The 21,512-nt window shown below is 73.7% G+C and carries 12 protein-coding genes and 1 pseudogene; 6 read left to right on the forward strand and 7 right to left on the reverse strand.

The features are described 5' to 3' along the window. Positions 1-1,036: PhoH family protein (locus PUR56_RS00750; RefSeq protein ID WP_329947417.1), on the forward strand; the 1,036-nt coding region annotated here is incomplete at its 5' end. 228 nt (positions 1,037-1,264) lie between these two features. Here PUR56_RS00750 and PUR56_RS00755 read toward each other — a convergent pair. Beyond that, positions 1,265-3,646, reverse strand: coding sequence for a M4 family metallopeptidase (locus PUR56_RS00755; protein WP_443034412.1), 2,382 nt, complete (start codon positions 3,644-3,646; stop codon positions 1,265-1,267). Between the two features lie 708 nt (positions 3,647-4,354). Further along, positions 4,355-4,741, reverse strand: coding sequence for a hypothetical protein (locus tag PUR56_RS00760; RefSeq protein ID WP_329883537.1), 387 nt, complete (start codon positions 4,739-4,741; stop codon positions 4,355-4,357). 1,143 nt (positions 4,742-5,884) lie between these two features. Between PUR56_RS00760 and PUR56_RS00765 the strand changes: the two genes are divergently transcribed. After that, positions 5,885-7,693, forward strand: a complete 1,809-nt coding sequence (locus tag PUR56_RS00765; RefSeq protein WP_329947418.1) for a sigma-70 family RNA polymerase sigma factor — start codon at positions 5,885-5,887, stop codon at positions 7,691-7,693. A gap of 35 nt (positions 7,694-7,728) precedes the next feature. Continuing rightward, entirely contained in the window at positions 7,729-9,399 is a 1,671-nt protein-coding gene (locus tag PUR56_RS00770) for a hypothetical protein (RefSeq protein ID WP_329883539.1), read from the forward strand. 223 nt (positions 9,400-9,622) lie between these two features. Here the strand turns inward: PUR56_RS00770 and PUR56_RS00775 are convergent, their stop codons facing one another. From PUR56_RS00775 to PUR56_RS43175, 5 genes and pseudogenes are all read right to left on the reverse strand, one after another. Then, positions 9,623-10,765, reverse strand: coding sequence for an extracellular solute-binding protein (locus PUR56_RS00775; protein WP_443034411.1), 1,143 nt, complete (start codon positions 10,763-10,765; stop codon positions 9,623-9,625). 125 nt (positions 10,766-10,890) lie between these two features. Then, the gene (locus PUR56_RS00780; RefSeq protein ID WP_329883553.1) at positions 10,891-13,527 is read right to left on the reverse strand and encodes a SpoIIE family protein phosphatase; all 2,637 of its coding nucleotides are present in this window, start codon (positions 13,525-13,527) and stop codon (positions 10,891-10,893) included. Positions 13,528-13,921: 394 nt separating this feature from the next. After that, positions 13,922-14,887 carry a WxL protein peptidoglycan domain-containing protein gene (locus PUR56_RS00785; RefSeq protein ID WP_329883540.1) on the reverse strand — a complete coding sequence of 322 codons (966 nt, stop codon included), beginning with the start codon at positions 14,885-14,887 and terminating at the stop codon, positions 13,922-13,924. A gap of 63 nt (positions 14,888-14,950) precedes the next feature. Further along, the gene (locus tag PUR56_RS43170; protein ID WP_443034413.1) at positions 14,951-16,150 is read right to left on the reverse strand and encodes an RICIN domain-containing protein; all 1,200 of its coding nucleotides are present in this window, start codon (positions 16,148-16,150) and stop codon (positions 14,951-14,953) included. Between the two features lie 9 nt (positions 16,151-16,159). Further along, positions 16,160-16,930: pseudogene (locus tag PUR56_RS43175) on the reverse strand (family 43 glycosylhydrolase); the annotation flags it as partial. Positions 16,931-17,558: 628 nt separating this feature from the next. Here PUR56_RS43175 and PUR56_RS00800 point away from each other — a divergent pair. The 3 genes from PUR56_RS00800 (at position 17,559) to PUR56_RS00810 (ending at position 21,294) form a co-directional block, all read left to right on the forward strand. After that, positions 17,559-18,302, forward strand: a complete 744-nt coding sequence (locus tag PUR56_RS00800) for a hypothetical protein (RefSeq protein ID WP_329947419.1) — start codon at positions 17,559-17,561, stop codon at positions 18,300-18,302. Between the two features lie 16 nt (positions 18,303-18,318). Continuing rightward, entirely contained in the window at positions 18,319-19,827 is a 1,509-nt protein-coding gene (locus PUR56_RS00805) for a serine/threonine-protein kinase (RefSeq protein WP_329883543.1), read from the forward strand. Positions 19,828-19,995: 168 nt separating this feature from the next. Then, complete coding sequence (locus PUR56_RS00810; protein ID WP_329883544.1) at positions 19,996-21,294, forward strand: hypothetical protein; 1,299 nt, start codon at positions 19,996-19,998, stop codon at positions 21,292-21,294. Positions 21,295-21,512 lie beyond the last annotated feature (218 nt).

Raw genomic sequence — 21,512 nt, forward strand, 5'->3', positions numbered from 1 at the left:
GATACTGCCGGCCGGCTACCGGGTCGGGGGCGGCGAGGCGGACACCCGCATCCTCGCGGTCGCGCGGAACCTGCAGGCCGAGGGGTACGACGTCACCGTCGTCTCCAAGGACCTCCCGCTGCGGATCAAGGCGTCCTCGGTCGGGCTGCTCGCCGAGGAGTACCGGGCCGAACTCGCGGTCACCTCCGGGTGGACCGGCATGTCCGAGCTGCACGTGGCGGCCGACGACGTCGACGCGCTGTTCTCCGCCGGCCACGACACCGCGGTGTCCATCGAGGGCGTCAGCGACCTCCCCGTGCACACCGGACTCGTGCTCACCTCCGAACGCGGCCGGGCGCTCGGCCGGGTCACCGGCGACGGCCGCGTCCGGCTGGTGCGCGGAGAACGCGAGGCGTTCGGACTGCGCGGCCGCAGCGCCGAGCAGCGGGTCGCACTGGACCTCCTGCTCGACCCGGAGGTCGGCATCGTCTCCATGGGCGGCCGGGCCGGGACGGGGAAGTCCGCGCTGGCGCTCTGCGCCGGGCTGGAGGCCGTGCTGGAGCGGCAGCAGCACCGGAAGGTGATGGTCTTCCGGCCCCTCTACGCGGTCGGCGGCCAGGAGCTCGGCTACCTGCCGGGCAGCGAGAGCGAGAAGATGAGCCCCTGGGCCCAGGCCGTCTTCGACACCCTCTCCGCCGTCACCACCCCCGACGTGATCGAGGAGATCATCTCCCGGGGGATGCTGGAGGTCCTGCCGCTCACCCACATCCGCGGGCGTTCCCTGCACGACGCCTTCGTGATCGTGGACGAGGCGCAGTCGCTGGAACGCAACGTCCTGCTCACCGTCCTCTCCCGGATCGGCCAGGGCTCGCGGGTGGTCCTCACCCACGACGTCGCCCAGCGCGACAACCTCCGGGTCGGCCGCCACGACGGCGTCGTCGCCGTCGTCGAGAAGCTCAAGGGCCACCCGCTCTTCGCCCACATCACCCTCACCCGCTCCGAACGCTCACCGATCGCGGCCCTCGTCACCGAAATGCTGGAAGGCCCCGACATCTGACCGGCGCGAGGAGGGACCGTGTCCGGGTGGCGACGTGCCGGCGCCGGTCGGTCCCTCCCGCGGATCGGCCCCGGGCGAACCCGGTACTCCCCCGATACGCCCCCGGGTGTCCGCCGCCCGGTGGGCGGCGGACACCCGGGGGAAGCCGCGGTTTCCCGCGGTCCTCCGCTCGTGCGCGGACCTGACGTGGGTCCGGGGACCGGCGCTCCCACCGGCCCGGCGGGTCGGTCAGTTGCCGAGGGTGACCGCGGCGTCGTCGATCAGGAACGTGGTTCGGGCGGCGAGGTCCTCCCGGCCCACGAACCGCACGTCGACGTACTGACCCGCGTACGAGGACAGGTCGACGCTCTTCTCGACGTACCCGGTGGTCGCGTCCAGGTTGGACCAGGTGGCGAGCACGGTGTCGCCGACCTGGACGGTCAGCTTGTCGTAGGGAACCGTCGTGGTTTCCTCGCTGGTGCTGATGTCCACCCAGAAGGACAGCGTGGCCCGGCAGCCGTAGGGGATGTGGACGGTCTGGGACAGCGTGTCGGTGCTGGTGCCGCCGTAGCCGTTCAGCCACGCCTTCCACGAGCCGCTGCGCGGCGGGGTGTAGGGGTTGGTGGAGTCGATGGTCCTGCGGTTCGAGGCCGTCCACGCGACGGGGCCGTCCTCGAAGCCGGGGTTGGCGAACAGCTGGGCCGTGGCGCACTGGCCGACGGTGTAGGTGATCCAGGAGAACGACAGGACGTCGTGGGCTCCGGTGGAGTCCGCGGCCGTGAGCGTGACGGTGCTCGTGGCCTGGGTGGTGGGGGTGCCGGAGATCAGACCGCTGGCGGAGTCGATCGTCAGACCGGCGGGCAGACCGGTGGCGGTGTAGGTGAGCGCGCCGGGGTTGCTGCTGGTGGCCTCGGTCCGAAGGTTCACCTCGGTGCCGGTCCGGGTGACCTGGTTGCCGGGATTGACCAGGGTGACGCCGGTGGTGATGCGGGGTCCGACGTTGACGGCGGCCCAGGCGTTGGCGGCGTTGCGGTAGGTGGGGCTGTCGGCGCCGTACAGGTCGGCGGCGGCCCGGAGGGTGGCGGTGCGAGCACCCGCGTAGTCGGTGGAGGAGGTCATGTAGGTGCTCAGCGCCCGGTACCAGATGGTCGCGGCGACGTCGCGTCCGATCGGGTTCACCGGTCGGCCGTCGGCGGTCGGGGAGTCGTAGGTGACGCCGTCGACGATCTTGGTGCCGCTGCCCTCGGAGGCCAGGTAGAACCAGTGGTTGGCCGGGCCGGAGGACCAGTGGACGTCGGTGGAGCCGATGCCGGAGTACCAGTAGTCCTTGGAGGCGCCGTCCTTGGAGGGCTTGTCCATGTAGCGCAGCGGCTTGCCGTCACCGTCGATGTTGATCTTCTCGCCGATCAGGTAGTCACCCGGGTCGGCGGGGTTCTTGGCCCAGAACTCCACTGCGGTGGCCATGATGTCGGAGGTGGCCTCGTTGAGGCCGCCGGACTCGCCGCTGTAGATCAGGCCGGCCGTGTGGGAGGTGACGCCGTGCGTCATCTCGTGGGCGGCGACGTCGACCGAGGTGAGCGGGTTGGCGTTGTAGTCGCCGTCGCCGTACGTCATGCAGAAGCAGACGTCCCACCAGTAGGCGTTGACGTAGCCGTTGCCGTAGTGGACGTGGCTGGTGGCGGCGACTCCGTCGTTCCTGACGCCGTTGCGGCCCTGGACGTTCTTGTAGTAGTCCCAGGTCAGTTGCGCGCCGTAGGCCGCGTCGACGCCGGCGGTCTGCGCCTGGTCGGGCCGGCCGTTGCCCCACACGTCGTCGGGGTCGGTGAAGAGGGTGCCCGTGGCCCGGTCGTCCTCGCTGTGCTCCAGGTCGTACGTCCGGTGCCCGCCACGGGTGTCGTCGGTCATCGTGTGGGCACCGCCGGCCTCCTTGGTGCCGATGGCGACCTGGCCGGAGTACTGGCTGTTGCCGGTACCGTTCCTGACGTTCTGGTAGTCGAACAGGTGGGCGCCGGTGGCGGCGTCGGTGATGACGTGCAGCTCCGCCGGGGTGCCGTCGTGCTGCATGCCGCCGACGACGCTCTCCCAGGCCGGCACCGGCCTGCCCGACGCGGCCCACACGACCTTGCGGACGGACTCGACCTTCGCGTTCGTCCCGCCCTCGGCCTCGGCGCGCTCCAGCGCGCGGGCGTTGGCGGTCTCCGCGGTGACGGTCGCGAGGGCGGCGGTGACCGCGATGGGCGCGCTCGTCGCCTTGTCGACGCCCTTGACGGTGCCGTCGGCCGCCGTGTGGACGACCAGGTCGCCGCCGAGCACGGGGAGTCCGGCGAAGGCGCGGTCGTACCGGGTGTGCAGCGTGCCGTCCGCGTCCTTGCTGACGGACTTCGGCAGTAACTCCTCTTCCGCGCCGAGGCCCAGGGCTTCGGCGGTGGCGGAGCGGCGCGCCAGGGCGTCGGCCACCATCGAGGCCTGCTCGTCCGGGTTCAGCGCTGCGGGCAGGGCGCCCGCCCGGGCGGCGGGGCCTCCGGAAGCGCCCTGACCGGCGCCTTCCCGCTGGACGGCGGTCACGGTGGTGGCGCCCGATCCGGCCGTGGCGGCGCCGGCGGCGCCGCCGGGCAGGACGACGGCGATCATGGCGGCGCCGAGCAGCAGCGCACTCACGCCGGACGGTTTGTGGGGGGAACGTGTCAACGGAACTCCTCGTGGGGCCGGCCGACAGCGGACTCGACCGAAGCGGGACCGGACGAGCCGGACGGAGGGCGTCCGGGTCGGCGGCCGAAACGACGGCACGCACGCAAGTGCCCTTTGACAGAAGGGCATTGATGGGTGCGGCAGGTTGGAGGAAGCATGACATGTTTGCGCGAACATTGTCACCATGGCCATGCGGACCGACTGAAGGGCGAGCGTCGGCGGGCGGCGCGCCCCGCCGGCAGCCCTCCCGGGGCGGCTCGCCGCCCCTGCCGCGACCGCCCGACGGGGCAGGCCAGGGGGCACGGGACGAGCAGGTCGGCCACCCGGCGTTCGCGCGGGGAGAGTTCGGCGCCGCGGCGTCCACGGGAGGCCGGGGCGCCCCGGCCGCTCCGGCCGCCGGACCCGGGGGGAGCCTCGGTGACGGCTTCGCAGGGGAACGTCCGGGGTCGCGGTGAGGACGGCGGTGAGCACTACCCCTGACGCATGGTGAATCCTGTTCCTTCGCGTTCGGACATGACCCGCACACGGGCGCGGTCCGGGCATCCGCGACGGGGCCGCGCGGGCCGCACGCAAAGGGAAGGCCGGATCAAGACCCCGGACGCGCGCGAAGCCGGCCGCGATCGGATCTCGCGGCCGGCGGCGGGCGTACCGTCAGCGAACCGTGACCACGTCCCTGACCGGCGCTCCGTGGGAGTGCGAGGACCGCGCCATCTCCACGACCCGCCCTCCCGCCTCCTCCAGCCTCCGGATGGTCGCCGCGGCCACCGCGTCGTCCAGGGAGAACACGAAGGGACCGGGGATGAGCACGGTGTCGCAGACACCCGCCTCGACGGCGCGGGTCAGTGCGGCCAGCGCCGCCAGGGGCTCGGTCGACCGTCGGCCGTTGTCCATGAACAGCGTCGCCTCGCCCAGCCCGGAATCGACGGAATAGCGTTCGAGGAGCTGCCAGTAGTCGAGCATCAGCACCGCGTCGCACGGGTAGCACCGAAGATAGATGGCGGTGGGCCGGCTCACAACGGGCCGAATTCTCGTGGCCATGACTTTCTCCCTCGGGCGGCGCCCGGTCATCGCGGGCGAAATCTCTACTTCCAGCAAAGCCCGCAGGGGCGAGCCGGTCCAGCACCACGGCCACCCAAGTTCACCCTGGTTCGCCGAACCGTAGGTACCCCCCTCCGTAGTCGTGGGTAGTCCGGGCCGCCGGGGCGGCGTGTCGCCGCGGCCGTCCCCTGCCGGGGCCGTGTCGTTCACTCCGCACGAGGGCCCGACTACCGACCGTCATGCCGCGCCGTGGCCGACCGCCCCGGACGACGTGCAGCTCGTCGCGGGCAAGGGCGGACCCGGCCGCCCATGCCCGCCGATTCACCCGGGGGGGCGAATCCGGCCCCTCGCTCCCGCCTCGGTATTCCCGCCTGGAATTCACCACACACCGGCATCCTCGTCGAATCCCGCGCACCGGGCGGGTTGCCCGAGAACCGGGGTCGACGAATTCCGGGCGCGCCGGGCACTTCCCCAACCGATCGCCTGCCGAATCGGGCGGAAATCGGCTCGTCGGTCGCCACGGCCCGCCGCCTGCGGCCCCCGCCAACGCCTGCCGTCGACGCCTGCTGCCAGCGCCTGCCCGAGCGACGGGGCCGAATCGCGATGCCTGGTTCCGACGGATCGTGAACACCCTGCCGGACTCCTCGCGTCGGCTTCGCGGCCCCGGCCTCCGCACGGCATCGCCCGCCTGTCCGGCAGTCGACTCCCGGCTGCCGGACTTGACGACGACACCGAGCCGACGATGTTATAGCCCCCCGACCGTCCGAACCTGTTCTTTTCTGATGCTTCGCGTTCGATTTGCCCACTCAGCCGCCGTCGCCGCGACAGGCCCCGGTACCCCGCCCCGCCCGCCGGGTAACGATCGCGCAACGCAGCGGGACGCCGGCGGCGGTCCCGACTCCACCTGTTCGAGTCCCCTGGTTCCGAGGAGTGTGCTGTGCCGTCCGACCGTGTCGTCGATGTCAGAGGCAGCGTGACGCACTGCGGCACAGCGCTCGACACGGTGCGGACGGTCGCCGGGCGGCCGCGCGTCCAGAGGGCTCCGGTCCCTCCGCAGCTCATCGGCGCTCCGACCATCAGGGCGGGCCCTGATCCGTCCGCCCCACGATCCGCCGAACGCCCGCACCCTCCTCAAGGACCACCATGCCCCAGCCGCCGCACCCGGCCGACGACGCTCCCGAGCCCACCCCCCGCCGCGGGACGGCCGTCGAGCCCGGCCCGTCCCCGTCCCCGTCCGGTTCCGACACCGATTCCGACGCCGGCCTGATCGCCCGACTGCGGGCCGGGGACGACAGCGTCGTGGGGACTCTCTTCGAGCGCCACCACCGTGCCGCGCTCGGCTACGCGCGCTCGCTGGGCGGCATGGACCACCGCTCCGAGGACCTGGCTAGCGAGGCCTTCGTCCGAACTCTGGCCGCCGTGCGGGCGGGCAGCGGGCCGACGGACAACTGGCGCCCCTACCTGCTCACCGTCGTCCGCAACACCGCGGCGGCGTGGGCGACGAGCGACCGGCGCTCCTTCCCCACCGACGACGTCCAGGACTGGGCGGACGAGGCCGATCACGCCCCCTCCCCCGACCAGATCGTCGCCGCGTCCACCGAGCACGAGCTGATCGTCACGGCGTACCGCTCCCTCCCGGAGCGGTGGCGATCGGTGCTGTGGCACTCGGTGGTCGAGCGGCGCCCGACGGAGGAAGTGGCATCCCTGCTCGGTCTCTCGGCAAGCGGACTCTCCTCGCTCGCCGCACGCGCCCGGGAGGGCCTGCGCACCGCCTACCTGTCGGCGCACCTGTCCACGGCGCAGTCGGCGGAGTGCCAGGTCTACGCGAGCCAGCTCACCGCACGGGTCCGCGGAACCTCGCAACGGCGGCCCAAGGCCCTGACGCGGCACCTCGACGAGTGCCCGGCCTGTCGGCGCTGCGACGAGGAACTGCAGGACGTCAACCGGAGATTGCGCCTCGCCGCGGTGGCCTTCATCGGACCGTGGTCCGGCGGCGAGGCGTCCGTGCCCACGCTCGCGCCACACACCGGGTCCGGCCACCCGCCCGCCCCGCAGCCACAGCACGCGCCACCCTCCACCCCGCGCGCGGGCACGGGCACGGGCACCAGCACCGGCAAGGCGGTAGCGGGCGCCCTGACGGCCGGCGCCACCGTCGTCGCGGCGATCGCGCTGACGCCGTACCTCGCATCGCCGCAGCCGGAACAGCCCGCAGGTGCGCGGCCTCCGGTCCTGTCCTCCACTCCGGCGGACGGTGCCGCGAGCCGCCCGGCCGTCCCCGCGGACCCGACCCCCGCGACCGTCCCGGTCCTCCCGGTCGCCTCGTCGCCGACCTCCCCGCCGGCCCACGACCGGGCGACGCGCGCACCGGACGCTCCGGCGTCCCCCGCCACGGCGGCGCCGCCGAGCCCCACCACCCGGACCGGATCCCCGTCCGCGACGACCAAGCCGCCGGGAAGCGTGGCCGCGACCGGGCGGGGCGGAGGGCTGTCGGCCAGTGTGTACTCGGCCTCCACGCCACCCGCCACACTTCCCGGGGACCGTCGGGTCCGGCTGCGCCTCGCCGCGACGGGGAACTGCGGCGAGGTCGAGGACTCCGAATCGACGGCCGGACTTCCGTACCTGATGCCGTGCGAGGCGTCGGACTACCAGTTGTGGATCGTGCGCGCCGACCGGTCCGGCGGCACCCGGCTCATCAGCGCCGTGAACGGCGCCTGCCTGGAATCGGCCGGGACCGTCGGCGCCGTCGTCTCGCAGCAGACGTGCGGCGAGAACGCCCGCCAGTCGTGGCAGGTCGTCGACCTCACGGGCGGGGAGAGCGCTCTTCGCCATCGTGCCTCCGGGCTGCTCCTCGCCTCGCAGGGCACCGGGAAGGTGGACGAGACCCTGCGGCTGCGATCCGCCGACTGCGACACGGATCCGGTGTGCCGGCCGAGCACCGCCTTCCGGCTGTGAACGCCGACGCGAGGCCGCTGTCACCAAGGACCCTCATGTCATCTCCACTCAGGCCGCTCAACGACACGGAACCCGGCGGGATGCCGCCCTCCTCGTCCGCCCGGCGGGCCGTGGCCAGGGAACGGACGCTCAGGTACGGCGACGTGGTGCTGGCCTACGCCGGAGAGCTGTGCGCGACCCCGCGGGCCGCGCACACCCTGGCGACCGACGTCCTCGACGGGGCGGTCGACAGCGCGCCCCGCGAGCAGGCCCGGAGTTCGTCCTGGATCTGCCTCCTGCTCGGCGAGACGAGGCGGCTCGCGGCCGACTGGGCCGACACCGGGCGGGGTGACGACCTGTCACCGGACTTCCGGGCGTGGCTGTCCGCCCGCAGCACACCACACCGGAGCCACCGCGACGCCGTCGCCGCCGAGGAGGAGAGTCCGCTGCAGGCCGCGCTGGCACAGCTCACGGACCTCCCGGCCGCGGAGCTGTGGCAGGCGCTCGCCCCGGTCACCGGACCCGACCGGACACCGGCGGCATCACCGGGCCCCTCCGAGCGGGCCCGCAGGATCCTCGCCGACGCGTACATCCGCATCCACGCCGTCGGCGCGCCCGAGCGCCGGTGCCGCCATCTGGCCGCCCTGATCGCGGAAGCGGCCGACACCGACACGGCTCCCTCGATGGGAACTGCTGCCCACCTGGCCCAGTGCGGCCGCTGCCGCGGGGCACTGGGCGATCTTCGGGCGATCCACCGTTGGGAGGGCGACCACCTGCGAAACGGCCTGCTGGCGCGCTTCGGGCCCGCCGCCGACGCACGGCCGGAGCCCGTGACCGCCACCGCGCCCGCCTCCTCACCCGCCCTCGCGCCCGACCTCTCACCGGACCTCTCGGAGCCGACGCCTTCTCCGGAGTCGTCGGACGAGATCGACATCGGCCCCGCCCACCGCCATGCCTCCAGGCCGGCCCGGCACACGGCCCTCCGCCGCCGAATCGCCGTCGGCGCCGCCGGTGTGGGAACGGTCGCGCTGGCCCTCGGGCTGGCGATGGCCGACAACACGCGGGCGGGTCACGTCACCGAGCCGCCGACGGCCGACCGGACTCCGGTTGCTGCGGACGACGTCGAACCGGGGCCGACGGAGGCGAGCGTCGAACCGCTTCCACCCGCGCCCGAATCGCCACCGGCCCAACGGACGCCGAGCCCGCGCAGGTCCAGGACCGCGTCCGCGTCGCCCACCGCGAACACCGGCCCGTCCGCCGGTCCGTCGCCGTCCGCGACCGCCGCCCCGGTCTTACCGAGCGGACTCGACATACCCGGTCCGCCGAGCACGCCGTCCGCCCGGCCCTCCACCACCGCGCCGTCCGCCCCGCCCTCGACGACGCCCTCCGCCCCGCCCACCGCCAGGCCCACCGCGCAGCCGTCCCCCTCGCCCTCGGCGACGGAGTCCTCGCCGGCACGTGCGCTCCGGCTGGGCGACAGCGGACCCGAGGTGGTGCGACTGCAGAAGCTGCTGGTGAAGGTCGGATGCGCACCCGCCGATTCGGCGTTCGAACGCGGCCGCTTCGACGCCGCCACCGAGCGAATCCTCATCGGTTTCCAGCAGGCCGCCGGCATCCGCGGTGACGAACGCGCCCACGCGATGTACGGCGCCCGGACGAGAGCGGCCCTCGAACAGTCGGCGGCAGGGCCGCGGTGCCGGGCCGGGCAAGCACCGCAGGACGGTTGACGCAGCGGTAGACGCGGCTGCGCCGGTCGCGGCCGGCGCAGCCGCGCGTTCCGGCCCGGCCGGCGGGTCGGCCGCCGTCGACGAGGTCGGTCGGCCGCCCCGGCGTGGGCGCGATCCCGTCGACGACCGTTCCGGGGCCGTTGCGGGACGTTCGGCCGAAGGCACCGGTCGGTGAGGTGGGGGCACGACCGCCCGGCACCACGGAGTCCCGGCCGGACCGGCGTCACCGGACGGGAACGTCCTTGGCCCAGTTCTGCCGGACGTACTGCAGTGCCGTGTTCAGCTGGGCCTCCGAGGGGAAGGCGGGCGTGCCCTCGACCGTCGGCAGCTTCGAGGCGAGGGACTTGTCGAGGGTGCCGTTCTTCGCCATGCTCTCCATCAGGACGGGACGCGCGAAGTCGACGAGCCTCAGGTTCTGGCCCTCCGGGCTCGCCAGGTACTCCGCCCAGAGGCGGGCGGCGGCCGGATGCGGGGCATCCTTGTTGATGGCCTGGGCGTAGTACTGCGAGAAGCTGCCGTCGAACGGGATGGAGACCTGCCAGTCGACGCCGGTTCCGGCGAGCTCCCGGGTGTGCGAGAGGTTGAGGAAGTCCCACTCGATGCTGATGGGCGTCTCGCCGCGGGCGATCGCGGCCGGGTTGGGGTTGGCCCGGTTGTAGTTGCCGACGGCATCGAGTCGGGCGAAGAAGTCGACACCCGGCGCGACGTCGTCGAACGAGCCCCCGTTCGCGAGGGCCGCCGCGAACACCCCGGCGAAGGCCGACCCCGCGGTGGTGGGGTTGCCGTTCAGCGCGACCATGCCCTTGTACTCGGGCTTGAGCAGGTCGGCGAACGACACCGGGCAGGTCCGGACCCGGTTCGCGTCGCAACCGATCGCCACGTAGCCGCCGTAGCTGTTGTACCAGCGGCCGGCGGCGTCCTTCTGCGGGGCCGGGATCCGGCCGAACGCCTCGGGCTTGTACGTGGCCAGCAGACCTTCCCTCGCCGCGGACTGGGCGAAGGTGTCGCCGAGGTCGAGCACGTCGGGTGCACGGTCCTGGCCCCGGTAGCGCTTGATGTCCTCGATCTCCTCCTGGCTGGAGCCGAACGGGTTGTCGACGACGACCTCGATCCCGTACTTCGCGGTGAAGCCGTCGATCAGACCGCCGTAGTTCGCCCAGTGCCGCAGCAGCGTGGTGGCGTTGAGCCTGCCCTCCGCCCGGGCCGCCGCGACCAGTGCGTCCATCCCGCCCGCGTCCCGGGCCGAGACGGACAGGCCCGGCTCCACCGGTGCCCGGTCGCCGTCCCCGCCGCAGCCGGCGAGGCCCAGCGCTGCCAGGCAGCCGCAGACGGCGAGCACGTGAACGCGGCGGGGTACGCGGGCCACGACGCCTCCTGAGGGGTTCAGCGGTGACGCGATGTGCGCGCCTTCGAGCCTACTCGGCCGCCCCGCGCTTCTCCGCCCGCTCCCGCACGGGCCGAGGCGCCGAGGACCGTCGCACTCCGTAACGGTCAGATCTCCAGATCGTCCCACTGGCCGAGCAGGGCGTCCTCCGAGAGCTCCTCGGCCGGCGCACCGCCGGTGAGCGACTGGGAGGTCCAGATGGTCTTGCCCCTCGGCGAGTAGCGGGTCCCCCAGCGCTCGGCGTAGCGGGCGACGAGGAACAGGCCGCGTCCGCCCTCGTCGGTGTCCGCCGCCCGGCGGATGTGCGGGGCGGTGCTGCTCCCGTCGGAGACCTCGCAGACCAGGGTCTGGGTGAGGAGCAGCCGGACGTGGATGGGCTCCGCGCCGTACCGCACGGCGTTGGTGATCAGTTCGCTGAGGATGAGCTCGGTGCCGAAGCCGATGTGCTCCAGGCCCCAGTCGGCCAGCCGGCGGGCACAGGCTCTGCGCACCGGGCCCACGGCCTCGGGGTCGCTCGGTACGTCCCATTCGGCGACGCGGTCCCGCGCCAGGAGCCGGGTCCGCGCCACCACGAGGGCGACGTCGTCGACGGGCCGTGCGAGCAGCATCGACTCGATCACGCTGTCGCAGGTCTCCTCCGGAGGGCGGACCGGCCCGCCGAGCACGTCGTCCAGCGCGCTCATGGCGGCGTCCACGTCGCGGTCCCGGGCCGCGAGCAGGCCGTCGGTGTAGAGGACCAGTCGGGAGCCCTCGGGCACGGCCAGTTCGACGGCCTCGACGGGCATGCCGGCCCCGAGGCCCAGCGGAGGGGAGACGGGCGGGCGCACGAACTCGACGGTGCCGTCGGGGTGGGCCACCGCCATCGGGAGGTGGCCGGCGGTGGCGGCGCTGACCCGTCCGCCGACCGCGTCGTAGACGGCGTAGAAGCAGGTGGCTCCCGTCATCACCTGGGAGCTGTCCGGGCCGTCGCCCTCCTCGCCGTCGATGCGGGCCACCAAGTCGTCCAGGTGGCCGAGCAGTTCGTCCGGCGGGAGGTCCAGGGCCGAGAAGTTGTGGACGGCGATGCGGAGCCGGCCCATGGTGACGGCGGCGTGCAGCCCGTGGCCGACCACGTCGCCGACCACCAGGGCGACCCGGGCGCCCGGCAGGGGGATCACGTCGAACCAGTCGCCCCCCACGCCCGCCTGCGCGGGCAGGTACCGGTGGGCCACGTCCAGGGCCTCCTGATCCGGCAGCTCCCGGGGCATCAGGCTGCGCTGGAGGGTCGCCGCCATCGTGTGCTCGCGGCTGTAGCGGCGGGCGTTGTCGATGCAGACCGCGGCCCGGCCGCCGACCTCCCGGGCGAAGGCGAGGTCCTCGTCGTCGAACGGCGGGGAGTTCTGCGTGCGCCAGAAGTTCACCAGCCCCAGCGTCACGCCGCGGGCCTGGAGCGGGACCACCATCAGCGAGTGGATCCCGTAGTCGAGGATCTGCCGGGCGCGTTCGAGGTCCTGGGTCCGCCAGCCCGTGGTGGCCACCAGGTCGGGCTCGATGACGGCCCGGCCGTCACGCACGCTCGCCGCCATGGGTGTGCCCGGCGCGAAGTCGATCAGCCGCCCGACGGGGTAGAGCGGGTGGTCCTCCGCGAGTCCGGCGACGGCGCTGCGGCGCAGCTCGGTGGTGGCCCCGTCCGGGGCGTCGCCGTGCAGCACCGGGTCCTGCAGCTCCACGGTGGCGATGTCGGCGAAGCCCGGGACGGCGGCCTCCGCCAGCTCCTCCGCGGTCCGCACCACGTCGAGCGTCGAACCGATCCGCATCCCGGCGTCGTAGAGCAGTCTCAGCCGCTCCCTGGCCAGCTCCGCCCTGCCCGCCAGCACGCGCAGCTCCGTGGTGTCACGCAGGGTGACCACGCTGGTGCCGTGTACCCCGGTGGGCGTGGTGGGCCGCTTGTTGAGGGACAGCAGGCGGTCCGCCGCCAGGTGGACCTCGTCGTCGGCGATCCGGTCCGAGGCCAGGAGCTCGGCGGTGTCGGCGTCGAGCCCGATGGCGTCGATCCGGCGGCCTTCCGCGTCCGCGGGGAGGTCGAGGAGCCGGCGGGCCTCGTCGTTGGCCAGGAGCAGGCGGCCGCTGTCGTCGGTGATCAGGACGCCCTCCCGCACCGCGTGCAGGACGGCGTCGTGGTGCTCGTACATCCGGGTCATCGCGGCCGGGCCCAGCCCCCGCGTCTGGCGTCGCAGCCGACGGCTCACCAGGGCCGCGCAGCCGGCCGCGAGAGCGGCGGCGACCCCCGCGCCGATCAGGAGGACGGGCAGCTGCCGGTCCACCGAGTTCTGTACGGACTCGACCGTGACCGGGGCGGAGACGATGGCCACCACGTTGCCGGCGGCGTCCTTGACGGGGACGGCCGACACCACCGAGCGGCCCAGCGCACCGTCGAAGGTGCTGGTGAAGGCCCTGCCCTCGGCGGCCTCCGCGTACGGGCCGATGACGTGCTTGCCCAGCTGCGAGGTGTCGCTGTGCGTGAGGGTGGTTCCGTCGAGCCGGTACACGATGAGCGCGTCGATGCCGGCGGCCGTCCGGGCCTCCTCGGCCAGCGGCTGGAGGGTCGCGGTGGGGGTGTCGCCCTCCAGGGCTTCCAGGAGCCCCGGCGCATGGGCGAAGGACTGGGCGGCGGCGAGGGTGCGGTGCCGGGCGTCGGTCAGGGTGGCGCGCTGTGACTGGACCACGAGGGCCGCCACGGCGGCGGCGACCAGGAGCACCACCATCACGAGCTGGAGGAGGAAGACCTCCCGGGCGAAGCTGTGGTCGGCCGCCCTGCCCGGCAGCGGAGACTCCGGCGCGGGGTCGCCCCGCGCCTCGCCGCCGTCCTCCGCGGGCCGCCCGTGATCGGCGGCGGTCCCGGGCACACCGGCACCGCCGCCGGTACGGACGCCGGCCGGACGGCTCCCGTGGCTACCGCCCACACGAGGGTTCATAGTCCCTATTTATCCTGCTTTGTCACGGTGCTGGCAAGGAGTGACCGCGCGGGAGCCCCGGAACGGGCCAGACGGTCGCACTGTCCTTCGCCTCCGCAACCCTCCGTGACGAATCGCTGCGGCTCGCCGCCCCGGCTCCGCCGTCGGCGGCCCGGTACCGGCGCCGGGCGGGCCGGCGAGGGGCTCACGCGGATGCGGGTGCGCCGGACGCCTGCCCACGGGCCGCCGCGCGCCTGCGGCGCCTGACCAGCAGGACGGTGAACCCTGCGCTGAGAAGGGCCAGGAGTCCGGCGAGGATCCACGGCACTTCGAGGAAGTCGTCGGATCCGCTGGCCCCGACCCCGTTCGCGGTCGCCGTGACCGTGACGTCGCCCCAGCCCGTGGGCGCCCCCGGCCAGGACTCCGTCACCTGCACCTTCTCGCCGGGGAACAGTTCGGCCGGGACGTTCGTCAGCTGCCTCGTCGTGGGCCCTCCGGCGAACACTCCCCCGACGTGGAGGGAGGCCCGGGGGTCGAGCTTCACGTTCCCGGTGTTGTGCAGGGTGTAGGACACGGTCGTGCTGCTGTCGCCGGTCCACGGGATGCGCGGGTTGTCCGCGGTGACGTGCAGGTCCTCGACCGCCAGGGCCGGCATCTGCGGTCCTTCGACGCGCAGGTAGATCCGGGCTCCGACGCCGCGCTGGACACCGATGTAGGAGCCGGCACCCGGTTGCACCCGGTCGTCGACGGCCACGAGGGCACCGACGTGGTCACCGGGCGAGGCGTCACCGGGGACCGTCAGGGTGAAGCCGACCGTCACCGCGGCGTGGGCCGGGACCGTCACGACGTCCTTCTCGGGCTTTCCCCAGGTGCCGACGTCGCGCTGGGTCTCCTCGCGTCCGCGCACCGCCAGCCCGCCGTCGCGCGGCGTGTTGTAGGCGTCGGCGACGTGGAGGCGCAGGGTCAGCGGGCCGTCCGTGGTGTTGGTGACGACGGCGCGATCGGCGAACGTCGTACCGGGACGCGCCGAGAGCTGGAAGGCCGTGCGCGGTGTGATCTCGGAGTCGGCCGGCTTGACCGACCATTCGCCGTTGTCCGCGGCCCGGGCCTGGAGGGGGGACAGCGCCGTCAGGACGACGAGGAGGAGGGTGACGACGGGTGCTCTGCGCATGGCTCGTCAGCTTTCGTGAGCACCGCGTGCCGGACGCCGGGGCGTCCGGCACGCGGGGCGCGATCAGAGGAGGGTGAGGGTCAGCGTTCCGGCGTAGTCACCGACGGGGGTGAACTTCGGAACGTCCAGGGACACGGAGGCACCGGCGGTGAACTCTCCACCGGTCAGGGCGCCGTCGGGGGCGGACGCCAGCGTCGCCCCGTCGGTGCCGATGACCCCGGGGCTGCCGGCCTGGCAGGTGCTCGGGCTCTCGGCCTTGGTCGCACAGGTCGGGGTCCAGCTCAGCCGCGCGGCCTCGATCCGGCCGCGCGGGCCGGTGAAGTCGGTGACCTTGCCGGTGAGCGACCAACCCGCCGCCCCGCCGCGGAAGTCCTTGACGGTCGCCGGGTTCAGGGTGCCGGTCGACGCGCCGCCCGCTCCGAAGGCGACCGGGGGGAGCCGGACGGCGTCGGTCGCGGCCGTCATGGTGAGCACGCCGGCGCTGACCGAGGTGCTGATCCGCTGGTCCACCTTTCCGGGGGTGCCGCCGCCGGGCGGGTTCGTCGGGTCGGTCGGGTCGGTCGGGTTCGTCGGGTCGGTCGGCGCGCCGACCTTGGCGACCTTCCAGGACTGGCCGGCACCGGTGCCGCAGTCCGACTGGACCAGGTGGGCGCCGGCCTGGGTGGACCCGTCCTTGACGTCGAGGCACTTGTTGCTGTGCTTGGCGACGATGCGGACGTTGCCGTCGCCGAGGCTCTCGAAGCGCCAGCGCTGGTTGTCCCCGGAGCCGCAGTCGTACTGCTTGACCTCGGCCCCGTTCGCGCCCGAGTTGTCCGAGACGTCGAGGCACTTGCCGCTGTGCTGGGCGAGCACGCGGACGTAGCCGTTGCTGTTGTCGGTGAACCGCCACTGGCTGTTCAGTCCGCTGTCGCAGGCACCCTGGACCACCACCACGCCGTTGTCGGAGACACTGCCCGGAACGGTCGCACACTGGCCGCTGCTCTTGGCGGCCATGGTGTTGAGCGGGTCCCCGCCCACGCCGCGGATCCGGCCCGTCGCCGTGTCGATCGAGACGTCGGTGTACCACGGGAGGATCATCGTCGTGGCGTCCGGGAACTCCAGCGGAAGCCAGACGTAGGTGGAGTCGTTGACCCGCTTCGGGTCCGACCACACACCCGCCCACCGGTCGCCCATGTAGAGGTAGGAGGTGGTCTCACTGCCCTCCACGGGCAGCACGAACGTGGTCTGCGACTGGTGGCCGTTGCTGTTGCCGACGTCCCTCATCGGCGTCCACGGCCCGGTGGGGCTCGGAGCGGTGGCGTACTTCTGCTGGTTGGGGTCCCAGTAGCTGGTCCCGGACGTGAGCATGAAGTACACGTCCCCGCGCTTGAACAGGGCGGGGGACTCCCGGTGGGCCCCCGGCCAGGGGTTCGCCACCAGGTCCTTCACCTGGGTGTAGTCGTCGGTGAGCTCGTAGATGTGCAGGTCGGCGTTGTTGTTCGCGGAGGAGATCATGTAGGCCTTGCCCGCGGCCCGGTCCTCGAACACCGTGATGTCACGCGACATGTGCTCGGCGCCCGACGCGTCCTTCGGACGGAACGAGCCCTTCCACTCGTACTGGCCGTCCACCGTGGACGAGACGGCCACCGCGGCCCGGGCCTCGGCGTAGGAGTCGTCGTTCTCCTTGTGCATCCACATCACGAACTGGCCGGTCTTGTCGTTGTAGAGGACCTTCGGCCGCTCGATCAGCGCCGTGGCCAGCTCCGGGGAGGATTCCTGGGTGAGCACGTGCCCCCGGGGCTCCCACGCCTTCAGGTCCTTGGAACGGTAGGCCGACACGTAGCGGAACTTGTTGTCCTCGCCGCGGTCCTCGCCGAACCAGTAGTAGTACTCACCCACCTTGATCACGCCGCCACCGTGTGCCTGCACCCCCTCTCCTCCGGTGTCCGGGAACTGGGTCCCGGGCGAGGTGCTGACGGGCGCGGCCTGTACGGCCGGCGCCCAGACCACGACCGACAGAAGCAGGCCAAGAAGGCCCGCGCAAACGGATCCCACTCTTTTCATGCAGGGTTCCTTGATGCCATCCGCGCGGTCCCGCGCCCAGGTCCAGCCGGAGCGACCTCAATCCGAACCGAACAGCAAGCGACACCGTTACACGGGAATCAACATATTGGGGGGTAGCCTGACTCCCCCGCAGGCAGGTGTCAACACAATCGCAACATGCTGGTCATCTCGTCGCATCATTGCGACCGAACTGCAATCAGGACCACACGGTCGGGCGGGCCCCGCAGGCCGCTGCGCCCTCCCGCGTGACGATCGATCACAACTGTTCGATAACGGCGCGGGTTTCCCGTGCAGGTCGGCACTCCTCCCTCATGATCCCGCCGTACCGGCAGGCCGCCGTCCGACGGCCCGAGACCGGAGCGGCCGCGCACCGAAGGAGAGCCACCCGCATGTCGCCCTTCCGCCACTCGCACCGGCCGGCCTACGGCGCCGGCGCCCACGCCGCCCCGACGCCGGCCGGGCGCCGAGTCCTCGCTCCGCGCGCCGGAGCGGTCGTCCTCGTCCCGGCCGGCCGAAGAGGGGCGTCGTGACCATCCGCAGGACGCCGGGCGAGCCGGGCTCCGCCGTCCTCGGCCGATGCGTGGCCCCGGGTGGTCAGACGGGCGGGCGTCCCTTCAGGCCGGGCCCGGTGGCACCCGGGCTCAGGCTCGTCGTCACCGACCGGTCCGCCGCCGCCCGGGAGGACCGGGAGGAGCGGGAGGAGCGGGACGCCCAGGACGAGCAGCGGCTTCGGCTGCACATCGGCCCCGGCGGGCGGTGCGGCCTGCGCTTCCCCCGCGCGGCACCCCCGCTCCCGAGCACCACCGACGAGAGCACCGCGCGAGCAGATGCGGACGACCGCCTGCCCGCCGAGCACCGCCATGCCCTGACACAGGTCTTCAGCGCGGCGCGGAACCACGACCTCGCCCTGGCCGTCCAGCGGGTGGACAGCCTGCTCGTCACCGTGGCCGCGTCGTTCGGCCCGCGCCACCACGTCACCCTCACCGTGGCCCAGGTCCGCGCCGACCTGGCCTGGTTGTCGGGAGACGCCCGGTGCGCGGCAGGGCTCTGGACGCTGATCGCAGACGGATGGGCGCAGCGCGAAGGTCCGGCGAGCCGGCCGGCCCGCTTCGGTGCGCGTCAGGCGGCGGCGTCCTGGCGGGAGGTCCCCGACGCCGAGGCGGCCGCCTCCGGGGCCGCCCTCCTGGCGATGCTGCTGACCGTCGTCCCGGAGCCGGAGTCCAACCCCCTCGTACGCGCGGTCCGCCGCCGGATGAGCCTGATCGGCGGCGGGAGCTCTCGAACCCCGGGGTTCGGCGAGGCCACCGGTGGCCTCGCCGCTCCGCCGCAGCCCACCGCCGGCGGTCCGTCCCGGAAGCCGCCCACCCCATGACCCACGAGGAAGCCGCATGACGAGGGAACCCGGGGCGGTCGGCGACGTCGTGGCCGGCCGTTTCGAGTTGAGGCAGCGCCTCGGGTCCGGATCGATGGGGACCGTATGGCGGGCTCACGACCCGGTGCTGGACCGCGACGTCGCGGTCAAGGAGATGCGGCCCGGCCGCCACGAGGACCGGGGGCGCGTCGCCCACATGCGCGAACGGGCGATTCGCGAGGCCAAGGCCCTCGCCAGGCTCAACCATCCCCATGCGGTCACGATCCACGAGCTCGTGGACGGCCACCCGTACCCGTGGCTCGTCATGGAGTTCGTCGCCGGCGTCCCGCTCAGCGACCTGCTGCACGAGCGTACGCTGACGCCTGCCCAGGCCGCCTGTACCGGTCTCGACGTCCTGGCCGCCCTGCGTGCCGCGCACGCCGCCGGAGTCCTGCACCGCGACGTGAAGCCCGCCAACGTCCTGATCCGCCCCGACGGCAGGGCCGTCCTCACCGACTTCGGCATAGCCGACCTGCGTGACGCCCTCGACCTCACCGCCACCGGCGACCTCATCGGATCACCCGACTACCTCGCCCCGGAACGGATCCGTCCCGAAGCGGCCACCGTCGGACCGGCCAGTGACCTGTGGTCGCTCGGTGTCCTGCTGTACATGTGCGTCGAGGGAACGAACCCGATGCGGCGCGATTCGCTCTGGGAGACCCTGGTCGCCATCCGGGAGGATCCGCCGCCGCCCATGCGCCGGGCGGGCCCCCTCGCTCCGCTCGTCGGCGCCCTGCTCAGCAAGGAACCCGAGGCACGACCGACCGCCGAGGAGGCCGCCCGGACACTCTCGGCGGTCGGCGACGGGCGGCCGTACCGGCCCGACCCCGACGGCAGCGACCCCGAGGAAGGCTCCGGTCGTCGCCCTGCCGCGAGCACCGTTCGCACGCCCCCTCCGTCCACCGCCACCGCCGACGGCCGAGACGCAGCCGCCGAGTCCCGTACCACCGGGCCGACGGCGCGCCGGAGCCGAACGTCCGGCATCGCGCACCTCCGGGTGCCGGGCGTGCTGGGCGCCCTCGTCCTGGCCGCCGCCGTCGCCGTCGCCGTCGCCCTGTACGCGGCCCGACAGGGCCCGTCCGCCCCCGCCTCCGGCACCGCCGGCCCGTCCACCACCCCCCTCGTCTCCGTCTCCGCCACGCCCTCGGCGACCGGCCTGTGGATCGCCCAGCTCGCGGCGATCCCCCACGCCAGCACACCGGAGAGTCGCTCACGGGAACTGCTCGCCCTCCAACGGGACATCCCCGGTGCCAAGCTCCTCAACAGCGACGACTGGAGATCGCTCCAGCCCGGGTACTGGGTGATCTACGCCACCGGAACGTTCCAGGACGGCGACGCCGCCCTCGCGTTCTGCGCACGGCACGGCCGCGCCCGGTGCATCGGCCGCTACCTCAGCCAGGACGCCGGCGACTCCCGCTTCATCTGCCTGCCCAGGACGGGCACCCCGGCCCCGGAGCCCGACCCCGAAGGCTGTCGCCGGCCCTGACCTGCGGCGAATACCCCGCGCCGCCGTCCCGTTCCCGTGGGCGTCCGCGTTCCGGAGGCCGCCCTCGTGCTTCGACGACGCCGCGGGAGCACACCGGATCGCGGCCCTCCCCCACGGGCGACCTGCGCCCACGGACCGCTGCCCACCGAGCCCACACAAGGGAGAACGATGAGAGAGCCGTCAACGTCCTGGAGCTCCTTCAGGCGCCGCGGCGACGTGCCGCCACCGGGCGAGCCGGCTACCGGTTCCCGTCCCGGTGAGGACGGCCGCACCCCCTTCACCGACGTCGCACGAACGGCCGGTCCGCTGGAGGGCGTCGTCCACCCGGAGGCAGCGCACGACCCCTCACAGGAACCGGCCGGCCCGGCGCTCAGTTCCGTGCCCGAGACGTGCCGGCGGGAGATCCTGCGGGCCATGGTCCAGGCCGCCGGGCGACGGGAGATCCCCGCCGCGGACACGGCCGCCACCGAGGCCGCCACCGATCAGGTCGGCCCCGACCACGTCTGGCGTACCCGAGCCGCCCTGATCGCCGGTCTGACGTGCCGCTACGTCGCCGCTCTCCAGGCCTCCCCCGATGCGTGGCCGGACGGCCGGGTGCCCTCGGTCGAGCAGCTCGCCCCGTTCTGCGGCTCCTGTTCCTCCGAAGCCCCGACGATGGAGATCCCGGTCGTCCGGCCGGAGCAGGAGACCGCCGTCGTGATCCACCGCGGGCCCGCGGCTCCGCTCGCCGTGCGTCACCTGTCTCCGGCGGGCGGGACCGTCAGCCTCACCGGCCCGCGGCGCCGTGCGCGCGGCGCCGTGTGGTGGACGCTGGCGCTCTCGGCGAGCGCTCTCGTCGGGGGCAACGCGGCGGCCCTGCTGCACGAGAACCCGGCAGGCAGTGCGCCCCGGCCGGGGGCGACCGCCGCAGATGTCCCGCCCGACGACTCGACGCAGTCGCCCCGGCCCGAGGTGGGCCGCGACGAGGGAGCGGGCGAGAGCCAGGCCGCCACCCCGTCCGGGTCGCCGTCCGCGAGCGGGTCACCGTCCGCGTCCCGCCCGCCGGGTCCCACCACCCTGCGTCCTTCCTCCGGCGCGCAGTCCCCGACGGTCTCCGGCACGCCCGCCGCCGGGACGCAGCCGCCCGGGACCGGCTCCGCCGGGCCGGCTCCGAAGGGGTCGGCCGAAGCCCCGGCAGCGGTGCGAACCTCCCCGGCGCCGAACCCCACCGGGACGCGCAGGCCGTCCGCGGATCCGCAGACCGTCCGGCCGAGCGTCCCCGGGCCCGGCACCTCGACCGAACCCCCGGTGATCGTCCGGCCGAGCGTCCCCGCACCCGGCACCTCGACCGAACCCCCGGTGATCGTCCGGCCGAGCGTCCCCGCACCCGGCACCTCGACCGAACCCCCCGTCATCGTCCGGCCTTCCCCCTCGCCGAGTCACTCCGCGACGCCCTCGGCTTCGGGGCTCTCCTCCGACGCTCCATGAGCCACCACGGGCGGACGCCCTGACCGCCGGGCCCGGTCCGGTTCGCCGCCGCCCGGACCACGGCGCCGTCCCGCGGCGGTGGGAGGAACCGGACGACGGCGGGGCGAGGAGGCCGACACCGCCGGATTCTCGGCCCGGCAGGTACCCGGGCCGAGAATCCTTCCCCTTCCCGGCGTCCGCCGGCCCGGGGCCCGGGGTTCGGCCCGGGCCCCGTCCGG

It is taken from the genome of Streptomyces sp. BE303 (assembly GCF_036290945.1).
GTDB lineage: Bacteria > Actinomycetota > Actinomycetes > Streptomycetales > Streptomycetaceae > Kitasatospora.